The following is a 17,103-nucleotide window of genomic DNA, read 5'->3' on the forward strand; positions in this document are numbered from 1 at the left end:
CTCACGGGCACTGGGAGTTGAAGCAGACATGTTGTGGCCGAAGGCAGTGAGAGACCGGCTGAAGACCGGGGGCGACCGCGAGATCGTGCAAAGCTACCCCTTCAGGTCCGCATGCCCGTCCACGGTCTGGGCCGAGCTCATCGGCAACGCCACACGTGAGCTGTACTTCGGCGGCTACACGTCCTACTTCCTGTGGACCCAGGTGCCGGCCCTCACCGAGACCCTGCGCCGCAAGGCGGCCAGCGGCTGCCGAGTCCGTTTCCTACTCGGCGATCCAGACGGCACGGTGACACGACAGCGGGAAGAGATCGAGGGGGGCGCCCTGGCGGTCTCCACACGCATCAGGACAACGCTGGAGCATCTGGCCAGGATCGAGGACGTCGACGACGTAGAGGCCCGCTTCTCCACCCCCGCCGACGCCATCAACCACATCTCACTGTCCGTCTTCCGCTTCGATGACGAAGCTCTGGTCACTCCCCACCTGGCGCGCCTCGTGGGACATGACTCCCCTCTGATGCACCTACGACACCACGGCGGAGGCGGCCTCTTCTCCCGCTTCGTCGAGCACGGCGAGGAGCTGTGGTCCCGTAGCGTCCCCATGACGGGGGCCACCGCATGCGCGCGACCTCAGTAGCGGCCTGGTGGGAGCCCGAGCCGGAGGCTCCCCGCACACGCGGGGATGCAGAAGGGGCCGGGCCACCCCATGGCCCGGCCCCTTCGACATCGTGGGGGTCAGCCCAGCTTCGAGACGTCCCGGACCGCGCCCTTGTCGGCGCTGGTCGCCATCGCCGCGTAGGCGCGGAGGGCCGCCGAGACCTTGCGCTCGCGCGCCTTCGGCGCGTAGACGCCGTTCAGCGCCTCGCTGCGGGCGGCCAGTTCCTCGTCGGAGACGAGGAGGTCGATGGAGCGGTTGGGGATGTCGATGCGGATGCGGTCGCCGTCCTGGACGAGGGCGATGGCGCCGCCGGAGGCGGCCTCGGGGGAGGCGTGGCCGATGGAGAGGCCGGAGGTGCCGCCGGAGAAGCGGCCGTCGGTGATGAGGGCGCAGGCCTTGCCGAGGCCACGACCCTTGAGGAAGGAGGTCGGGTAGAGCATCTCCTGCATGCCGGGGCCGCCGCGCGGGCCCTCGTAGCGGATGACGACCACGTCGCCCTCCTTGACCACCTTCGAGAGGATCTTGTCGACGGCCTCCTCCTGCGACTCGCAGACCACGGCCGGGCCTTCGAAGGTCCAGATGGACTCGTCCACGCCCGCCGTCTTCACCACGCAGCCGTCGACGGCGATGTTGCCCTTGAGGACCGCGAGGCCGCCGTCCTTGGAGTAGGCGTGCTCGACGGAGCGGATGCAGCCGTTCTCGGCGTCGACGTCGAGCGACTCCCAGCGCTCGGACTGGGAGAAGGCGGTGGCGGAGCGGACGCAGCCGGGGGCGGCGTGCCACAGCTCCACGGCCTCGGCGGACGGCGAGCCGCCGCGGACGTCCCAGGTCTTGAGCCACTCGGCGAGCGAGGCGGAGTGGACCGTGTGCACGTCCTCGTTGAGCAGCCCGCCCCGGTAGAGCTCGCCGAGGATGGCCGGGATGCCGCCCGCGCGGTGCACGTCCTCCATGTAGTACGTGCCGCCCGGCGCCACGTTCGGGGCCACCTTCGCCAGACACGGGACCCGGCGCGAGACCGCGTCGATGTCCTTCAGGTCGTAGTCCAGCTCGGCCTCCTGCGCCGCCGCGAGCAGGTGCAGGATCGTGTTGGTCGAGCCGCCCATGGCGATGTCCAGCGCCATGGCGTTGTCGAAGGCCGCGCGGGTGGCGATGTTGCGCGGCAGCACGGACTCGTCGCCCTGCTCGTAGTACCGCTTGGTGATCTCCACGACCGTCCGGCCGGCGTTCTCGTACAGCGCCCTGCGGGCCGTGTGCGTCGCCAGCGTCGAGCCGTTCCCCGGCAGCGACAGGCCGATCGCCTCGGTGAGGCAGTTCATCGAGTTGGCGGTGAACATCCCGGAACACGACCCGCAGGTCGGACAGGCGTTCTCCTCGATGCGCAGCACGTCCTCGTCCGAGACGTTCTCGTTGACCGCGTCCACGATCGCGTTGATCAGGTCCAGCTTGCGGACGGTGCCGTCCACCAGCGTCGCCTGGCCGGCCTCCATCGGGCCGCCGGAGACGAAGACCGCCGGGATGTTCAGCCGCATCGCGGCCATCAGCATCCCCGGGGTGATCTTGTCGCAGTTGGAGATGCAGATCAGCGCGTCCGCGCAGTGCGCCTCGACCATGTACTCGACCGAGTCGGCGATCAGGTCGCGGGAGGGCAGCGAGTAGAGCATTCCGCCGTGGCCCATGGCGATGCCGTCGTCGACCGCGATGGTGTTGAACTCGCGCGGGATGCCCCCCGCCGCCTTGATCGCGTCGGAGACGATCCGGCCGACCGGCTGGAGGTGGGTGTGGCCCGGCACGAACTCCGTGAAGCTGTTCGCCACCGCGATGATGGGCTTGCCGAAGTCCTCGCGCTCTACGCCGGCCGCGCGGAGGAGCGCTCGGGCTCCCGCCATGTTGCGACCATGGGTGACGGTGCGGGACCTCAGCTCGGGCACGGTGTCCACTCCCTCTGGGACCTCTGAGACCTCTAGGACAAGGGTCTTGTAACCTCCGAGCCTACGCCTAAATCCAAGATCTGGACTGGCTGTCCGGATAGCGGGATCGAAGGATCAGTCTTCGAGCAGCCACCGGCCGCCTCCGCGGCCAGGACCGTCGGAGCCCGCGGCCCCGGCCGCCGTCAGTCCGCGACCCGGCCGCCGTCAGTCCTCGGTCAGATACCGCTGGATCGTCGGGCCGACCATCGCCACGATCTCGTCGACCTCCGCCGACGCCATCGGATCCATCTCGATCACGTGCCGCAGCAGGGCGATCCCGACCAGCTGCGCGGCGGCCAGCTGCGCCCGGAACTTCGGCCGCTCCACATGGAGCACCTCGCTGGCCATCCGCTCCAGCAGCCGCCGCTCGATCAGGCTGCGCAGCACCGCGGCAGCGGTCTCGTTGGTCAGCGCCGAGCGCAGCACCGCCAGCATCGGGGCACGGGTGTCCGGGCGCTCCCAGATCCCCAGCATGGTGCGCGCCATCCGCTCGCCCATGCTCTCCTCGGCGCCGTCCGCCAGCGTGTCCGGCATCGACAGCGCCGCCGCGAGGCTCAGCTCGACGGCCGCGCCGAAGACCTGCTCCTTGGTGCCGAAGTAGTGGTGGACCAGCGCCGGGTCGACCCCCGCCGCCTTCGCGATGCCCCGCACCGACGTCTTGTCGTAGCCTCGCTCCGCGAACTCCGCGCGGGCCGCTCCCAGGATCCGGTCCCGAGTGGCGGGCCCGTCCGCCGACTCCGTACGAGCCGGACGGCCACGGCGGCGCCGGGCGGGCGCGGGCCCTTCCCCGGTCTGCGGCTCCTTCCCGGTCCGGGACTCGCCCTCGCTCTGTGGCTCGCCACCGGTGGGCGGCTCCGCCCCGGCCTCGGGGTCCTCCCCGGCCTTCTGCCGGGACAGGGCGGCGGCGCTCATGATCCCCCCGATACGCGCGTCGGGGAGGCCAGGTGTAGCCGGGTGAAGGCCAGCGCCTCCGCCAGATCGGCCTCGCGCTCGGCGCTCGACATCGCCCGCCGGGTGTTGACCTCGATCACCACATGGCCGTCGAAGCCGGTGACCGCCAGCCGCTCCAGCAACTCCGCGCAGGGCATGGTGCCGCGCCCGGGCACCAGGTGCTCGTCCTTGTTGGAGCCGGCGCCGTCAGCGAGGTGGATGTGGGCGAGCCGGTCGCCCATCCGGTCGACCATGGCCAGCGGGTCGGTGCGGGCGGTCGCGGTGTGCGAGAGGTCGACCGTGAAGTGGCGGTAGTCCTCCTTGGTGACGTCCCAGTCGGGCGCGTACGCCAGCATCTCGCGGTCGCGGTAGCGCCAGGGGTACATGTTCTCGACCGCGAAGCGCACATCGGTCTCATCGCCCATCCGCCAGATGCCGCGCACGAAGTCCCGGGCGTACGAGCGCTGCCAGCGGAACGGCGGGTGCACCACGACCGTGGAGGCGCCCAGCTTCTCGGCGGCCGCGCGGGCCCGCTGGAGCTTCACCCAGGGGTCGGTGGACCACACCCGCTGGGTGATCAGCAGGCAGGGGGCGTGCACGGCCAGGATCGGCACCCCGTGGTAGTCGGAGAGCCGGCGCAGCGACTCGATGTCCTGGCTGACCGGATCGGTCCACACCATCACCTCGACGCCGTCGTAGCCCAGGCGGGCGGCGATCTCGAAGGCCGTCGCCGTCGACTCGGGGTAGACCGAGGCTGTGGACAGCGCGACCTTCGCATCCGGGATGCGCACCACTGGCTCTGTCACGAGGGACAGCGTACGGCTTGGCACAGCGGCCCAAGAGGGCACCGGTGTCGATTTTCGACAAGGCCCACCGCCACCGGGTGACGGCCGGATGCCGGCAGCGCCGGGTGTCCGGACGGCTTCGGTCGGGTGTCGACGCCGGCCGCCACGCCGGTTCCGCGCGCTACGCCGCTCGGTTCCGGTCGCTACGTCGGGGCTGGGCTCCGTACGACGTCCGCACGACATGCGTACGGCCTCCGTACGGGCTCCGCGCGGCGTACGGGCTCCACGCGGTCCCCGCGTGATCCGCGGGCCCGGCCGCCTACGCCGGTTCCGTCGCCGTCGGCAGGTGGTCCAGGCGCCGCAGGATCACGCCCTCGCGCAGCGCCCAGGGGCAGATCTCCAGCTCCTCGACCCCGAAGAGGTCCATCGCGCCCTCGGCCACCAGCGCCCCGGCGAGCAGCTGGTGCGCCCGGCCCTCGGAGACCCCGGGCAGCTCGCCGCGCTGGATCGTCGGCATGACGGCCAGCTTGGGCACCCACTCCTCCAGCGCCTTGCGGCTCAGCCTGCGCGGCGTGTACAGCCCCTCGGTGGAGCGCGCGGCGCCCGCGATGCGGGCGAGCTGCTTGAAGGTCTTGGAGGTGGCGACGACGTGGTCCGGGGTGCCGAGCCGGTTGAAGTCGCCGACGATCCGGGCGATCTGCGCCCGGACGTGCCGCCGCAGGGCGCGCACGTCGGTCGGCTCCGGCGGGTCGGCGGGCAGCCAGCCGGCGGTCAGCCGGCCCGCGCCCAGCGGCAGCGAGGCGGCCGCGTCGGGCTCCTCGTCCAGTCCGTAGGCGATCTCCAGCGAGCCGCCGCCGATGTCCAGGACCAGCAGCCGCCCGGCCGACCAGCCGAACCAGCGGCGGGCGGCCAGGAAGGTGAGCCGGGCCTCCTCCTCGCCGGAGAGCACGGTCAGCTCGACGCCGGTCTCCGCCGTCACCCGGGCGAGCACCTCATCGGCGTTGGTGGCCTCGCGCACGGCGGAGGTCGCGAACGGCAGCAGGTCCTCGACGCCCTTGTCCTCGGCCGCCTGGAGCGCGTCGCGCACGGCGGAGATCAGCCGCTCGACGCCGTCCGGGCTGATGGCGCCGGCGTCGTCCAGCAGCTCCGCCAGCCGCAGCGGCACCTTGTGGGAGTGGGCCGGCAGCGGGCGCGCGCCCGGGTGCGCGTCCACCACCAGGAAGTGAACCGTGTTCGAACCCACATCAAGGACACCGAGTCTCATGCCCAGAACGCTACTGCCCCCGCGGCCCGGCCACGCACGCGGTCATGCCCGCGCCCCGGCGCGCATACGCTGGAGGGGTGGCAAAGACGAAAAAGGCCAAGCAGGACAAAGTCCCGAAGAGCTCGGAGCTCTCGACGTCCGTGAAGGGCGCCAAGGCCCGCGAGGACGCCAGGGAGACCAAGGGCTCGAAGGCCGCCAAGGCCGTGAGGAAGCTGCCGAAGGGCGCGGCCGGAGCCGCCGGCGCGGTGCCGGACGAGGTCGGGCTTGACTTCACCCGCGCCTGGGTCGAGTTTCCCGACCCGGCCGACGACGAGCAGGTCTTCCGCTGCGACCTGACCTGGCTGACGTCCCGCTGGACCTGCATCTTCGGGCAGGGCTGCCAGGGCATCCAGGCCGGCCGGGCCGACGACGGCTGCTGCACGCTCGGGGCGCACTTCTCCGACGAGGAGGACGAGCAGCGGGTCGCCACCCATGTGGCGCGGCTGACGCCGGAGATCTGGCAGTTCCACGATGTCGGCCACGCCTCGGGCTGGACCCAGACCGATGAGGACGGCGACCGGCAGACCCGCCGCTGGGAGGGCTCCTGCATCTTCCAGAACCGGCCCGGCTTCGAGGGCGGCGCGGGCTGCTCGCTGCACATCCTGGCGCTGCGCGAGGGCCGCGAGCCGCTGGAGACCAAGCCGGACGTCTGCTGGCAGCTGCCGATCCGGCGCACCTACGACTGGATCGACCGCCCCGACGACACGCAGGTCCTCCAGGTCACCATCGGCGAGTACGACCGGCGGGGCTGGGGCCCGGGCGGTCACGATCTGCACTGGTGGTGCACCTCGGCGACCTCGGCGCACGGCGCCGGGGAACCGGTGTACGTCTCGTACCGGCCGGAGCTGACCGAGCTGATGGGCAAGGAGGGGTACGCCAAGCTGGTCGAGCTGTGCGAGGCCCGGCTGGCCTCTCAGCTGCCGCTGGTCGCCCCGCACCCGGCGGACCCGCCCCGCGACTGACCTGCCCTCCCCCGACGCCCGCCGCTGACCCCGACCCTGTCCCGGCCCCCGCGCGCTGAGCCGACAGCCGCCCGCTGGTGGGGTCACCCGCTGTGTGGGGTCACCCGCTGTATGAGGTCACCGGCTGTGTGGGGTCGCCCGCTGTGTGGGGTCGCCCGCCCGTTGCCACCGGGCCGGTAGCGACCCTTGCTACGCCGTGGCCGGTGCCAGGACCGTGGTCGGCGGGCGCCGTGGCCGGGCGGCGCCGGCGCCACGACCGGGGCCTTCCGGGTGTTCCCGGCCGACTCCACGGCCGTTGCGAGCGGGCTGTTCCCTGGCCGATTCGGCCGATTCCGGGCCCGTACGCGGCCGGAGCGGCCGACCGAGGCCGGAGAGCGGCCCCTTCTCCCGTCCGTGCCTGTGGTGGGGCGGGCCTGGGCCCGGTTCTGCCGGCGGAGACGGCCAGGGTCGACCCCGGCCATCCCCGCGGGCGGGCTTCACCCCGACGTCGACACCGGCTGGCCCGGGTCGCCCGTGGACGGGGTGCCCGGGGTGGGCGTGGGCGTGGGGTCCGGGGTGCCGGGCACCGGAGTGGGCTCGGGCTCCGGTTCGGGGGCGGTGCCACGGCCCTCGATCACGACCACCGCGCCGGCCGGCGCCACCGAGATCCGGGCGCTCCAGGGGCCCACCGGCTCGTGTGCGTGGTCCACCGAGACGGTGATCGTCGTGGATTCGCCGGGCCGCAGCTCCCCCGCGCTCTGGCTCAGCCGCAGCCAGGGGGCGTTGGCGGAGGCCGACCAGCGCACGGCGGAGCCGCCGGAGGCGGTCAGCGTGATCAGGGTCGTGTCGCCGCTGGGCTGGGCGTCCACCGTCAGCCGCCCCGGGCCGGGGATCGGCCGGTCGGGCTCGGAGGGGCCCGGCTCCCGGCCCGGCCCGCCGTCCGGCCCACCGGGGGCGGGGGCGCCCTCGGAGCCGGGGGCGCGCGGCGGGGCGGGGGCGCGGCCGCCCGGCTCGGAGCCGTCGCGGTGGTCCGGGCCGCCGTCCGGCCCGACCGCCGCGTCCTGAGCGAAGGCGTACCGCCGACCGTTGACGCTGATCACCTCCACCGACACATCCGAGTCGCGCCGGCTGGCACGGAGCCGCTGACCCTCGCCCTCGCGCGCGCTGCCCGCGTGCTCGTACGGGTCATAGGGGCCGTCCAGGCCCTCCCCGGCGAAGGCGTCCCCGTCGTGGGCGGAGATCGACTCGGGGTCGCGGTCCGCGCCGGTCAACGGTGCCTCGCGATAGGCCGCCCACAGGGCGAGCACCGGGGCCGCGATGACGGTGGCGACGATGGTCGTGGTGACCGCGCGGCTGCGCAGGCGGCTGCGCCGCGCGACGCGGTCCTTGGGGTCGAGGGGGAAGCCGAGCCGGTCGAACCGCGGCCATGCTCCGGCGCGCGCCGGACGCGTGCGCTGGGCGCCCAGCATCGCCGCGTGCACGGCGGCCCGGGGCGCCTCCAGCACGGGCAGGGCGGCCGGCGCCGCCGCCGTGCCGGGCCAGGGGCCCCGCGCGGTGGCCCGCTCCGCGCGGTGGCGACAGGTGCGGCAGTCGTCGACATGGCGCACGAGCTCGCGGCGGAGCGCGGCGGAGAGCAGCACCTGGCTGTCGCCGGCGAGCCGGGCGACGACGGGGCACTGCCCCAGCTCCACCACGGCGAGCGCCGCGCGGGTGCGCTCCACCTCGCACGCCGCGCTGGACAGCAGTGTCCGGGTGTCGTCCGGCTCGCGGCCGAGGACGGCCGCGACCTCCTGGGGAGAGAGCTGGTGGCGCACCGCGAGCTCCAGGGCCTCGCGCTGCTCGGCCGTGGTGCCCGCGGCCTCCGGCCAGGCCAGCGCGGCCAACTCACGCCCACGCCGCTCGACGACGTCGTGGCGCGGAGGCCCGCCGGCCTCGCGGGGCGGCGCTCCGGCCTCGCGCGACGTCGGGCCGGCCTCGCACGGGCCGCCGTGGTCATCCAGCTCCCACCCGACGCCCGCGCCGCCCGCGCGTGGACGCTCACCGCCGAAAGGCGGGGGGAAGCCGGTCGCGTACGGCCCGGTGATCGAGTCGGGGGCCCAGTCGGCGGCCCGGCCGGCGGCCCGGTCGGTGGCGCGGTCGGTGGCGCGGTCGGTGGCGTCGCTCGCGGCGGGCCGTGAGGTCGTGTCGGCGCCCCGCGACACGCCCCCGGGGCCGGCCGACGCGTCGTCGGCCGGGCGGCGCCCGTGCCGGGCGCTGGGCGCGGCCGCCTCGGACGCGCGCGCACCGAACACCCCGTAAGACTCATGCGCCCCGCAAGACTCATGTGCCCCGTACAGCCCATATGGCCCGTACAGGCCGATTCCGGCAGCCGACGTACCTCCCGGAGCACCGTCGGCGGACGGCTGGGCGGTCCGCAGGTCGGCGAGCACGCGCAGACAGGACCAGCGGGCGAGGGCGTAGAGCCAGGACCGGTGCAGCTCGCTGCCGGCGAGCGCGTCGACCCGCACCCCCGTCCGCACAACCGGCCCGCCACGGTCGTCGCGAGCGGCTCGGGCCCCGCGGCCGGCCGATCGAGCCCGGCCCGGCCGGCCCCGCTCCCGCCGCCGCTCCGCGACGGCGAGGGCCTCGCCGAGGGCGGCGGTGGCGGCGTCGTGGTCGCAGAGCACGGACAGGCAGTACGTGAACAGTCCGTCCAGATAGGGCTCGTAGCGCGTCGGGGGGTGCGAAGGGCGCGCGGAGGCGGCGCGAGGGGGGCGGTTCTGCGCCCGGTGTGCGCCGGTGACCTGCGTCGATTGCTCGGGCGTTCTGCTCACCTTGGTGACGGTAGGCGGATGATGCAGATGTCCTCGTCCACCCAGGCCACTTTTAACCCTTACGGGTGATCATCTCCCTCAAAAGAGGACAGGCGTCTCATCGTCCTATACGTAACCTGATAATGCGCCGGACATATCAGACCCCCGCGCGGGCCGGTCGCCGACGGCGGCCGCCCGCCCCCGCGACCGCCGCGGCTTCCGTTGTCGGTGGCGCCCGCTAGCGTTGCGGCATGGCTGCCCGCAAAGACCGCCCCGGCTACCGCTGCACCGAATGCGGCTGGACCACCGCCAAGTGGCTCGGCCGCTGCCCCGAGTGCCACGCCTGGGGCACCGTCGAGGAGCTCGGCGCGCCCGCCGTCCGCACCACCGCGCCCGGTCGCGTCACCACCTCCGCGCTCCCCATCGGCCAGGTCGACGGCCGCCAGGCCACGGCGCGCTCCACCGGGGTCGACGAGCTCGACCGGGTGCTGGGCGGCGGGCTGATCCCCGGCGCGGTGGTGCTGCTGGCCGGCGAGCCCGGCGTCGGCAAGTCCACGCTGCTGCTGGACGTGGCCGCGAAGGCGGCGAGCGCGGAGCACCGCACGCTCTACGTCACGGGCGAGGAGTCGGCGAGTCAGGTGCGGCTGCGCGCGGACCGCATCGGCGCGCTCGACGACCACCTCTACCTCGCCGCCGAGACCGACCTGTCCGCCGTCCTCGGCCATCTGGACTCGGTCAAGCCCTCGCTGCTGATCCTCGACTCGGTGCAGACCATCGCCTCCCCGGAGATCGACGGCGCGCCCGGCGGCATGGCCCAGGTGCGGGAGGTGGCCGGGGCGTTGATCCGTGCCTCCAAGGAGCGCGGCATGGCCACGCTGCTGGTCGGCCACGTCACCAAGGACGGCGCCATCGCCGGCCCCCGGCTGCTGGAGCACCTGGTCGACGTGGTGCTGCACTTCGAGGGCGACCGGCACGCGCGGCTGCGCCTGGTGCGCGGGGTGAAGAACCGCTACGGGGCGACCGACGAGGTGGGCTGCTTCGAGCTGCACGACGAGGGCATCACCGGCCTCGCCGACCCCTCCGGGCTGTTCCTCACCCGGCGCACCGAGCCGGTGCCGGGCACCTGTCTGACGGTGACGCTGGAGGGCCGCCGGCCACTGGTGGCCGAGGTGCAGGCGCTGACCGTCGACTCGCAGATCCCGTCCCCCCGCCGCACCACCTCGGGCCTGGAGACCTCCCGCGTCTCGATGATGCTGGCGGTGCTGGAGCAGCGCGGCCGGATCAGCGCGCTGGGCAAGCGGGACATCTACAGCGCCACGGTCGGCGGGGTGAAGCTCTCCGAGCCCGCCGCCGACCTGGCCGTGGCGCTCGCCCTGGCCAGCGCCGCCAGCGACACCCCGCTCCCGAAGAACCTGGTCGCCATCGGTGAGGTCGGGCTGGCGGGCGAGGTCAGGCGGGTCACCGGGGTGCAGCGGCGGCTGGCCGAGGCGGCCCGGCTGGGCTTCACCCACGCGCTGGTGCCCACCGATCCCGGCAAGGTCCCGCCGGGCATGCGCGTACAGGAAGTGGCGGACATAGGGGACGCGCTCCGGGTTCTGCCCAGGCGCGTGCGCCGGGAGCCCCCACGGGAGGACGCCGAGCGCCGGTAGACTTTGCCCTGGTCTCGCCCGTACGTGCGGACGGTGTGCGCCAGGAGCGTGCGACCGGCGCCCGTGGGCGGTGGGAAACAGGACGGCAGGACAGACAGGACGGCTGGGACGGCCACCTCGGCCGCGCCGGGCACCCCCGCCGGCCGGACCGGCCCGGACCGGGCCCGGACAGCCGCGGGCGGCGCCGCCCGCGGCACCGACAGACCTTGCGACGGAGGAGTGCAGTGGCAGCAGGCGACCGGGCAGCATCTCCCGGCAGGGCCGATGGTCTGATGCGCGCCTCGCTGAGCGCCGTCGCGCCCGGCACGGCACTGCGCGACGGTCTGGAGCGCGTCCTGCGGGGCAACACGGGCGGCCTCATCGTGCTCGGCATGGACAAGACCGTCGAGTCCATCTGTAGCGGCGGCTTCGTGCTGGACGTCGAGTTCTCCGCGACGCGGCTGCGCGAGCTGTGCAAGCTGGACGGCGCGATGATCCTGGACAAGGACATCACCAAGATCGTGCGGGCGGGGGTCCAGCTGGTCCCGGACGCGTCGATTCCGACCGAGGAGACCGGCACCCGGCACCGCACCGCGCAGCGCGTCTCCATCCAGAGCGGCTTCCCGGTGGTCTCGGTGAGCCAGTCGATGCGGCTGATCGCGCTCTACGTGGACGGGGAGCGGCGGGTCCTGGAGGAGTCGGCCGCGATCCTCTCCCGCGCCAACCAGGCGCTGGCCACCCTGGAGCGCTACAAGCTCCGGCTGGACGAGGTCGCCGGCACCCTCTCCGCCCTGGAGATCGAGGACCTGGTGACCGTCCGGGATGTCTCGGCGGTCGCGCAGCGCCTGGAGATGGTGCGCCGCATCGCCACCGAGATCGCCGAGTACGTGGTGGAGCTGGGCACCGACGGCCGGCTGCTCTCCCTCCAGCTCGACGAGTTGATCGCGGGCGTGGAGCCGGAGCGGGAGCTGGTCGTCCGCGACTACGTCCCGGAGCCGACCGCCAAGCGCACCCGCACGGTGCCCGAGGCCCTCGCCGAGCTGGACCGGCTCAGCCACGCCGAGCTGCTCGAAATGCCCATCGTGGCGCGGGCGCTGGGCTACAGCGGCTCGCCCGAGACGCTCGACGGGGCGGTCTCGCCGCGTGGTTACCGCCTGCTGGCCAAGGTGCCGCGGCTCCCCGGCGCCATCATCGAGCGGCTCGTCGAGCACTTCGGCGGGCTCCAGAAGCTGCTCGCCGCCAGCGTGGACGACCTGCAGACGGTCGACGGCGTGGGCGAGGCGCGGGCCCGTTCGGTGCGCGAGGGTCTCTCCCGGCTGGCCGAGTCCTCGATCCTGGAGCGGTACGTGTAACGGCCGTACGGCGGACGTACGTCGAGCCCTCCGCGGTCGCCGCGGAGGGCTCGACGTGTGAGAGCTCGACGCGTGAGGGCTCGACGGGTGTCCGGGCTCCCACGCGGGGGGCGCCGCGCGCGGTCGGCGGTCCTCAGTCCTGTTCCAGGACGAACGACACCTGGGCGCTGCCCAGTCCGTCCACCCGTGCCTCGACCAGATAGGTGCCCGACTTCGCGGTGCCACCGCCGGACGGGGTGGCGCACTCCTCGGAGCTGAGCGTGCGGTCCCACTGCACGGTCCGGGTGGTCTCGCCGTCCGCGGGCACCTCGATCAGCGCGAGGGCGCTGCCCCGCGAGCAGTCGTTGGACGCCCAGACGTGCTCGTTCTCCTTGTCCGTGATCGTCAGCGAGGCCGACGCCCGTCCGAAGTCGACCTTGCAGGCGCTGTCCGAGGTGTTCTTCACGATGACCTCGAAGGTGGGCTTCTCGTCGGGCGCGTAGGTGTTCTTCTCGCGGGAGTCCAGGACGCTGCGCAGCGTCAACTCGATGTCGTCCCGTGAGCAGTCGGGCAGGCTCGAATCGTCCGCCAACGCCACGCCATTACCCACGCCGAGGGCGTCGGCGCCACCGCCGCCACCGCCCGAACCGCCGCCGCCCCCCGTGCCGGAGTCGTCTCCGCCGCTGCCGCCGCTGCCGCCACCGCTGGCATCGCCGCCGCCGGAGCCGGAGCCGCCCGAGCCGCCGTCCTCGCCCGACTCGTCGCGGCCGCCCGGCCGTTGACTGTTGACCGAGCTGGTGGCGGAGGGGCCGGGGGTGATGGTGCTCTCGATCCCCTTGCCGCCGGGTCCCTTGGCGTCGTCGCCCTTGCCGCCGCCGCCCGAACCACCCAGGCTGAAGGCCCAGATGACGAGAATGAGGAGGAGCACGAACAGGAGCAGCGCAACTCCCCTCCGGCGCCAGTAGATGGAGGAGGGAAGCGGCCCGATCGGATTGCGCAGAGATCCCACGCGGAAACTCTACGAGAGATCAGTCCCGCGCCTCGCACGTACCCGCCGCTCCAGGCCCCCACTTTTCTCATCATCTGACCGGAGCGGGGGGCGCGACCCCTGACTTTCGTCAGACACGGGTCCTGCCGATCGCTCGATGCGACGACCCCGTAGTGGTCCATACCGTCCCGGACCATGACGAGTACCGACCTCTACCGCGACATCACCGACCTCGCTCACGACTCTCCTGGCTGGATCCATACTCTGGCGGAAATCGGCACGGACGGCGGGCTGCTGCTGCTCGCCGCGGCCGCCGCGCTGGTGTGGTGGCGGGCCCGCCACGACACCGCACGACAGCTCGCCCTCGCTCTGCTCGTTCCCGTGGCGACCGTGGTGGCCTACGCGTGCAGTGAGATCGCCAAGACCCTCGTCGACGAGGAACGGCCCTGCCGCGCGGTCTCCGGCGCCGCCCCCTCGATCGCCGACTGCCCGCCCACCGGCGACTGGTCGTTCCCCAGCAACCACGCCACGCTCGCCGCGGCCCTCGCCGTGGGGACCGTGATCGCCTGGCGTCGTGCGGCCGTGGTGCTGCTCCCGGTCGCCGCGCTCCTCGCCTTCTCCCGTGTCTTCGTCGGCGTCCACTACCCGCATGACGTCGCCGCCGGCTGCGTGTTGGGCGCGGTCTTCGCGCTGGTCTGCGCCCGGCTGCTGACCGGTCCGGTGTCCACGCGGGTCACCGCGATACGGGCGGCCGGGCGCGGCGGCCCCCTCGGCTGGGTCGCGGGGCCGGGACCACGCGCCGCCTTCCCGGGTGGCCAACCGGTCGGGACGCCGGCCCGACACCGACGCTGAGCCGCCCGACCGCTCCCTTCGCGGCGCCGCCCGGGCCGCTGCCGCGCACGCACGCCGGAACGCGTCCCGCTCCAGACGGCGCCCGCGCGGGCCGGGGCCGCGCCGACCGGCCCGTGCGGACCGGCCCCGTGCGGACCGGCCCGGTGCGGACCGGGCACACGTGGATTCGTCCCGCGTGGATCGGGCCCGCTACGCGCCGCCGCGCCGGGCGGGCGGTGTCGGGGCCTTGGCCGCGACCAGTCCTGCCTCGTAGGCGACGATGGCGGCCTGGACGCGGTTGCCGACCCCGAGGCGGTCGAGGACCGCGCTGACGTGCCCCTTCACGGTGCCCTCGACGAGGTGGAGGCGGCGGGCGATCTCGGCGTTGGACAGACCGGCGCCGAGGAGGGCGAGAACGTCGCGTTCACGGGGCGTCAGCACGTCGGTACGGGCGCGGGCCGCCGCCGCCCGGGACAGGCGCTCCCCGCCCAGTTCGGCGATGACGTGCCGGGCGACGCGGGGCGAGAGGAAGGCGCCGCCGGCCGCCACCGCCCGCACTCCCGCCAGGAGTTCGTACGGGTCCCCGGACTTGAGCAGGAAGCCGGTGGCGCCGCCGCTGAGGGCGCGGGCGATGTAGGCGTCCTCGGAGAAGGTGGTGAGCATGGCGACGGCGGTGTCCGGCGCCACCCGCGCGATCTGCTCGCAGGCGCCGAGCCCGTCGAGTCCGGGCATCCGGATGTCGAGCAGGGCGACGTCGGGGCGGTGGGCGCGAGCCGCCTCGACCGCGGCCCGGCCGTCGGCGGCCTCCGCGACCACCTCGATGCCGGGGTCGGCGGCGAGGATGGCCCGGACCCCGGCCCGGATCATCGCCTCGTCGTCGGCCAGCAGCAGACGGATCGACATGTCGCCTGTTCCCCTTCCTGTCACCGTACGGGGCCCTGCCGGGCGTCCCCCGGTTCCGTCCCCGGCCCTGTTCCTGGGTTCGCCCCCGGCTCCGTGCCCGCCTTCGGCACCCGCTCCTTGGCCACCAGCCGCCCGTCACGGAAGCACAGCCGGAAGTGGTCCACGCCCACGAACAGCTCCCCACTGGCACGGTAGTAGCGACAGCGCGCACCCGACGGCGGCGTGGACGCCCGGTCGACGGGCGGGTCGGCGACCGCCCGCGCGGGCAGCAGCGGCTCGATGTCCGCCTCGCGCTGGCCGACGCGCAGGCTCGCGTAGTCGGCGGGCGTGAGGACGGTGTGGGTGCTGACGTACGCGTACCAGCCGAGGGCGCCCGCCACGACGACCAGCGCGGCCCCGCCCACCAAGGCGGACAACGGCAACAGCCCGCGCCGGGTGGCACGCCGCGCACGGGCGAACTCGCCCGCGGGCTCGGTGTCGTACGCCCCCGCCGCCCAACCGGCCGACAAACCGGCCGACAAACCGGCCGACGAACCCGCCGACGCCTCCCCGTGGGCGGCGGCGCCGGGCGCGGGGCCGGCGGGCGCGGAGGCGGCGGGCGCGGAGGCGGGTGCGGATGCGGATGCGGATGCGGATGCGGATGCGGATGCGGATGCGGATGCGGCGAGCGTGGTGTGCGGAAGCCGCGCCACCACCGCGAAGCCGTCACCCCGTGGGCCCGCCGTGAACGCGCCGCCCGCCAGCCTGACCCGCTCGCGCAGCGCCAGCAGCCCGGTCCCGGCGCCCCGTTCCGTTCCCCTAGGGCCGCTCGCGCCGTCGTCCGTCCCGCGCCTCCCCGCGTCGGGGGCGGTCGCGCCCGACGCGCCGTCCGACCCCGGACCGCTGAACACCGCCACCGTCGTCTCCGTGGCCGTCTCGGCGACGGTCACCGTCACCGGTGCGCCCGGAGCGTGCTTGGCGGCGTTGGTGAGCGACTCCTGGACCACGCGGTGCGCGGCGCGCTCGGCGATCAGCGGCAGCACGGGGGCGGACCGCGGGAGGCCGCCGCCCGGCCGTTCCCCACCACCCCCGGGCAGCGGCGCGGCCACGCCCGCCGCGTCCCCGGACACCGGCGCCGCCCCACCCGCCCGCGTCGTCCGTGCCAACCGCACCGGAAGGCCGGAGTCGGCGGCGCGCTCGACCAGGGCGTCGATGGTCTCGCCCGCCGGGGTGAGCGGGCCGGAGACGGCGGCCGACAGGTCCTCCGCGTCCCGGAGCACGCCGATGATCTCGCGCAGCCGCTCCGTCGCCTCGGCCGCCGCCGCCCGCAGCTCGCCCGCCGCCGCCCGGTGTCGCTCGGCCAGGTCGGGGGCGACCTGGAGCGCGCCCGCGCGGAGGGCGATCAGGCTCAGCTCATGGCCGAGGGAGTCGTGCATGTCCTGGGCGATCCGCGCCCGCTCGCGCAGCCGGGCGCGGTCGGCGGCGATGTGCTGCTCGCGCGCCAACTGCTCGGCCCGGGTCCAGCCCGCCGCGACCAGCGCCCGGTCCTGCCGCCGGTAGCGGCCGATCAGCCACGGGAAGACCACGCCGAAGAGCAGCGTCGCGACCATCACCAGCCACTGGATCACCGGGTCGTCGCCCCGGATCAGGGCCACGGCCGTGCCCACCGCGGCGATCGCGCCGAAGACCGCCGCCGCGCCCCGGGCGCGCTCTCCCCGGCGCCCGAGCAGATAGCCGAACGCGGACAGCGCGGGTCCGTAGGAGAGGGTGAAGAGGGATGTGGCGACCGCCAGCGAGACCGCCCCGGCCAGCAGCAGCGCCGCCGCCGGGCGGGCCCGCGCCACCGCGACGGCCAGCGCCAGCACCACCAGCCCGGCGGCGGTCTGCCAGCCGGGCAGGGGCTCGTTCAGCCCCAGCCGGTCGGCGACCAGCGAGGGCACGGCGAGCGTCGCCCACAGGAACAGCCCGCTCAAGACCCGGTGACGTCGGCTCCTCATCCGCTCGACGTTACCCAGCCGCCCGGCCACCGCGCCCCTGTCGAAAGTCAGGGTGGTCGAACACGGGACCGCG

The 17,103-nt window shown here is 74.3% G+C and carries 13 protein-coding genes; 5 read left to right on the forward strand and 8 right to left on the reverse strand.

All coding sequences use genetic code 11. The annotated features are described in order from the left end of the window. Positions 1 to 28 precede the first annotated feature (28 nt). The gene (locus CD790_RS10190; RefSeq protein ID WP_144382840.1) at positions 29 to 634 is read left to right on the forward strand and encodes a DUF5919 domain-containing protein; all 606 of its coding nucleotides are present in this window, start codon (positions 29 to 31) and stop codon (positions 632 to 634) included. Positions 635 to 732: 98 nt separating this feature from the next. On the opposite strand, the gene ilvD is transcribed toward CD790_RS10190, so the two are convergent. The 4 genes from ilvD to CD790_RS10210 form a co-directional block, all read right to left on the reverse strand. After that, positions 733 to 2,583, reverse strand: a complete 1,851-nt coding sequence (ilvD, locus tag CD790_RS10195; RefSeq protein WP_144382842.1) for a dihydroxy-acid dehydratase — start codon at positions 2,581 to 2,583, stop codon at positions 733 to 735. Positions 2,584 to 2,787: 204 nt separating this feature from the next. Continuing rightward, positions 2,788 to 3,534 carry a TetR family transcriptional regulator gene (locus CD790_RS10200; RefSeq protein WP_144382844.1) on the reverse strand — a complete coding sequence of 249 codons (747 nt, stop codon included), beginning with the start codon at positions 3,532 to 3,534 and terminating at the stop codon, positions 2,788 to 2,790. Beyond that, entirely contained in the window at positions 3,531 to 4,358 is an 828-nt protein-coding gene (locus tag CD790_RS10205; protein ID WP_144382846.1) for a sugar phosphate isomerase/epimerase, read from the reverse strand. Before CD790_RS10205 ends, CD790_RS10200 begins: the two co-directional genes overlap by 4 nt. Positions 4,359 to 4,656: 298 nt before the next feature. Continuing rightward, a complete protein-coding gene (locus tag CD790_RS10210; protein WP_144382848.1) occupies positions 4,657 to 5,601 on the reverse strand; it encodes a Ppx/GppA phosphatase family protein in 945 nt (314 codons plus the stop codon). Positions 5,602 to 5,678: 77 nt separating this feature from the next. Between CD790_RS10210 and CD790_RS10215 the strand changes: the two genes are divergently transcribed. Further along, positions 5,679 to 6,602 carry a hypothetical protein gene (locus CD790_RS10215; RefSeq protein WP_144382850.1) on the forward strand — a complete coding sequence of 308 codons (924 nt, stop codon included), beginning with the start codon at positions 5,679 to 5,681 and terminating at the stop codon, positions 6,600 to 6,602. A 476-nt stretch (positions 6,603 to 7,078) separates the two neighbouring features. Here CD790_RS10215 and CD790_RS10220 read toward each other — a convergent pair whose 3' ends face one another. After that, the gene (locus CD790_RS10220; RefSeq protein ID WP_260867483.1) at positions 7,079 to 9,394 is read right to left on the reverse strand and encodes a BACON domain-containing protein; all 2,316 of its coding nucleotides are present in this window, start codon (positions 9,392 to 9,394) and stop codon (positions 7,079 to 7,081) included. A 230-nt stretch (positions 9,395 to 9,624) separates the two neighbouring features. On the opposite strand from CD790_RS10220, the gene radA reads away from it, so the two are divergent. Both radA and disA read left to right on the forward strand, forming a co-directional pair. Next, complete coding sequence (gene radA / locus CD790_RS10230) at positions 9,625 to 11,022, forward strand: DNA repair protein RadA (RefSeq protein ID WP_144382852.1); 1,398 nt, start codon at positions 9,625 to 9,627, stop codon at positions 11,020 to 11,022. 272 nt (positions 11,023 to 11,294) lie between these two features. After that, a complete protein-coding gene (disA, locus tag CD790_RS10235; RefSeq protein WP_186318964.1) occupies positions 11,295 to 12,353 on the forward strand; it encodes a DNA integrity scanning diadenylate cyclase DisA in 1,059 nt (352 codons plus the stop codon). 133 nt (positions 12,354 to 12,486) lie between these two features. Here the strand turns inward: disA and CD790_RS10240 are convergent, their stop codons facing one another. After that, on the reverse strand, positions 12,487 to 13,341 hold the full coding sequence (locus CD790_RS10240; protein WP_144382856.1) for a hypothetical protein: 855 nt from the start codon (positions 13,339 to 13,341) through the stop codon (positions 12,487 to 12,489). Positions 13,342 to 13,515: 174 nt separating this feature from the next. On the opposite strand from CD790_RS10240, the gene CD790_RS10245 reads away from it, so the two are divergent. Continuing rightward, positions 13,516 to 14,172 carry a phosphatase PAP2 family protein gene (locus CD790_RS10245; protein WP_144382858.1) on the forward strand — a complete coding sequence of 219 codons (657 nt, stop codon included), beginning with the start codon at positions 13,516 to 13,518 and terminating at the stop codon, positions 14,170 to 14,172. A 189-nt stretch (positions 14,173 to 14,361) separates the two neighbouring features. Here CD790_RS10245 and CD790_RS10250 read toward each other — a convergent pair whose 3' ends face one another. Continuing rightward, entirely contained in the window at positions 14,362 to 15,054 is a 693-nt protein-coding gene (locus CD790_RS10250; protein WP_144382860.1) for a response regulator transcription factor, read from the reverse strand. 20 nt (positions 15,055 to 15,074) lie between these two features. After that, positions 15,075 to 17,030 carry a sensor histidine kinase gene (locus tag CD790_RS10255; protein WP_144382862.1) on the reverse strand — a complete coding sequence of 652 codons (1,956 nt, stop codon included), beginning with the start codon at positions 17,028 to 17,030 and terminating at the stop codon, positions 15,075 to 15,077. Between the last annotated feature and the right edge of the window lie 73 nt (positions 17,031 to 17,103).

Origin of the sequence: Streptomyces sp. SAJ15, assembly GCF_007595705.1 — a bacterium.
In the GTDB taxonomy this organism is placed as follows: Bacteria; Actinomycetota; Actinomycetes; order Streptomycetales; family Streptomycetaceae; genus Streptomyces.

What these genes read in the sequence shown, in the direction of transcription:
- CD790_RS10190 (WP_144382840.1), top strand. Translation starts at nt 29, where the DNA reads ATGTTGTGGCCGAAGGCAGTGAGAGACCGGCTGAAGACCGGGGGCGAC.
- CD790_RS10200 (WP_144382844.1), bottom strand. Translation starts at nt 3,534, where the DNA reads ATGAGCGCCGCCGCCCTGTCCCGGCAGAAGGCCGGGGAGGACCCCGAG.
- CD790_RS10210 (WP_144382848.1), bottom strand. Translation starts at nt 5,601, where the DNA reads ATGAGACTCGGTGTCCTTGATGTGGGTTCGAACACGGTTCACTTCCTG.
- radA (WP_144382852.1), top strand. Translation starts at nt 9,625, where the DNA reads ATGGCTGCCCGCAAAGACCGCCCCGGCTACCGCTGCACCGAATGCGGC.
- disA (WP_186318964.1), top strand. Translation starts at nt 11,295, where the DNA reads ATGCGCGCCTCGCTGAGCGCCGTCGCGCCCGGCACGGCACTGCGCGAC.
- CD790_RS10245 (WP_144382858.1), top strand. Translation starts at nt 13,516, where the DNA reads ATGACGAGTACCGACCTCTACCGCGACATCACCGACCTCGCTCACGAC.
- CD790_RS10250 (WP_144382860.1), bottom strand. Translation starts at nt 15,054, where the DNA reads ATGTCGATCCGTCTGCTGCTGGCCGACGACGAGGCGATGATCCGGGCC.
- CD790_RS10255 (WP_144382862.1), bottom strand. Translation starts at nt 17,030, where the DNA reads ATGAGGAGCCGACGTCACCGGGTCTTGAGCGGGCTGTTCCTGTGGGCG.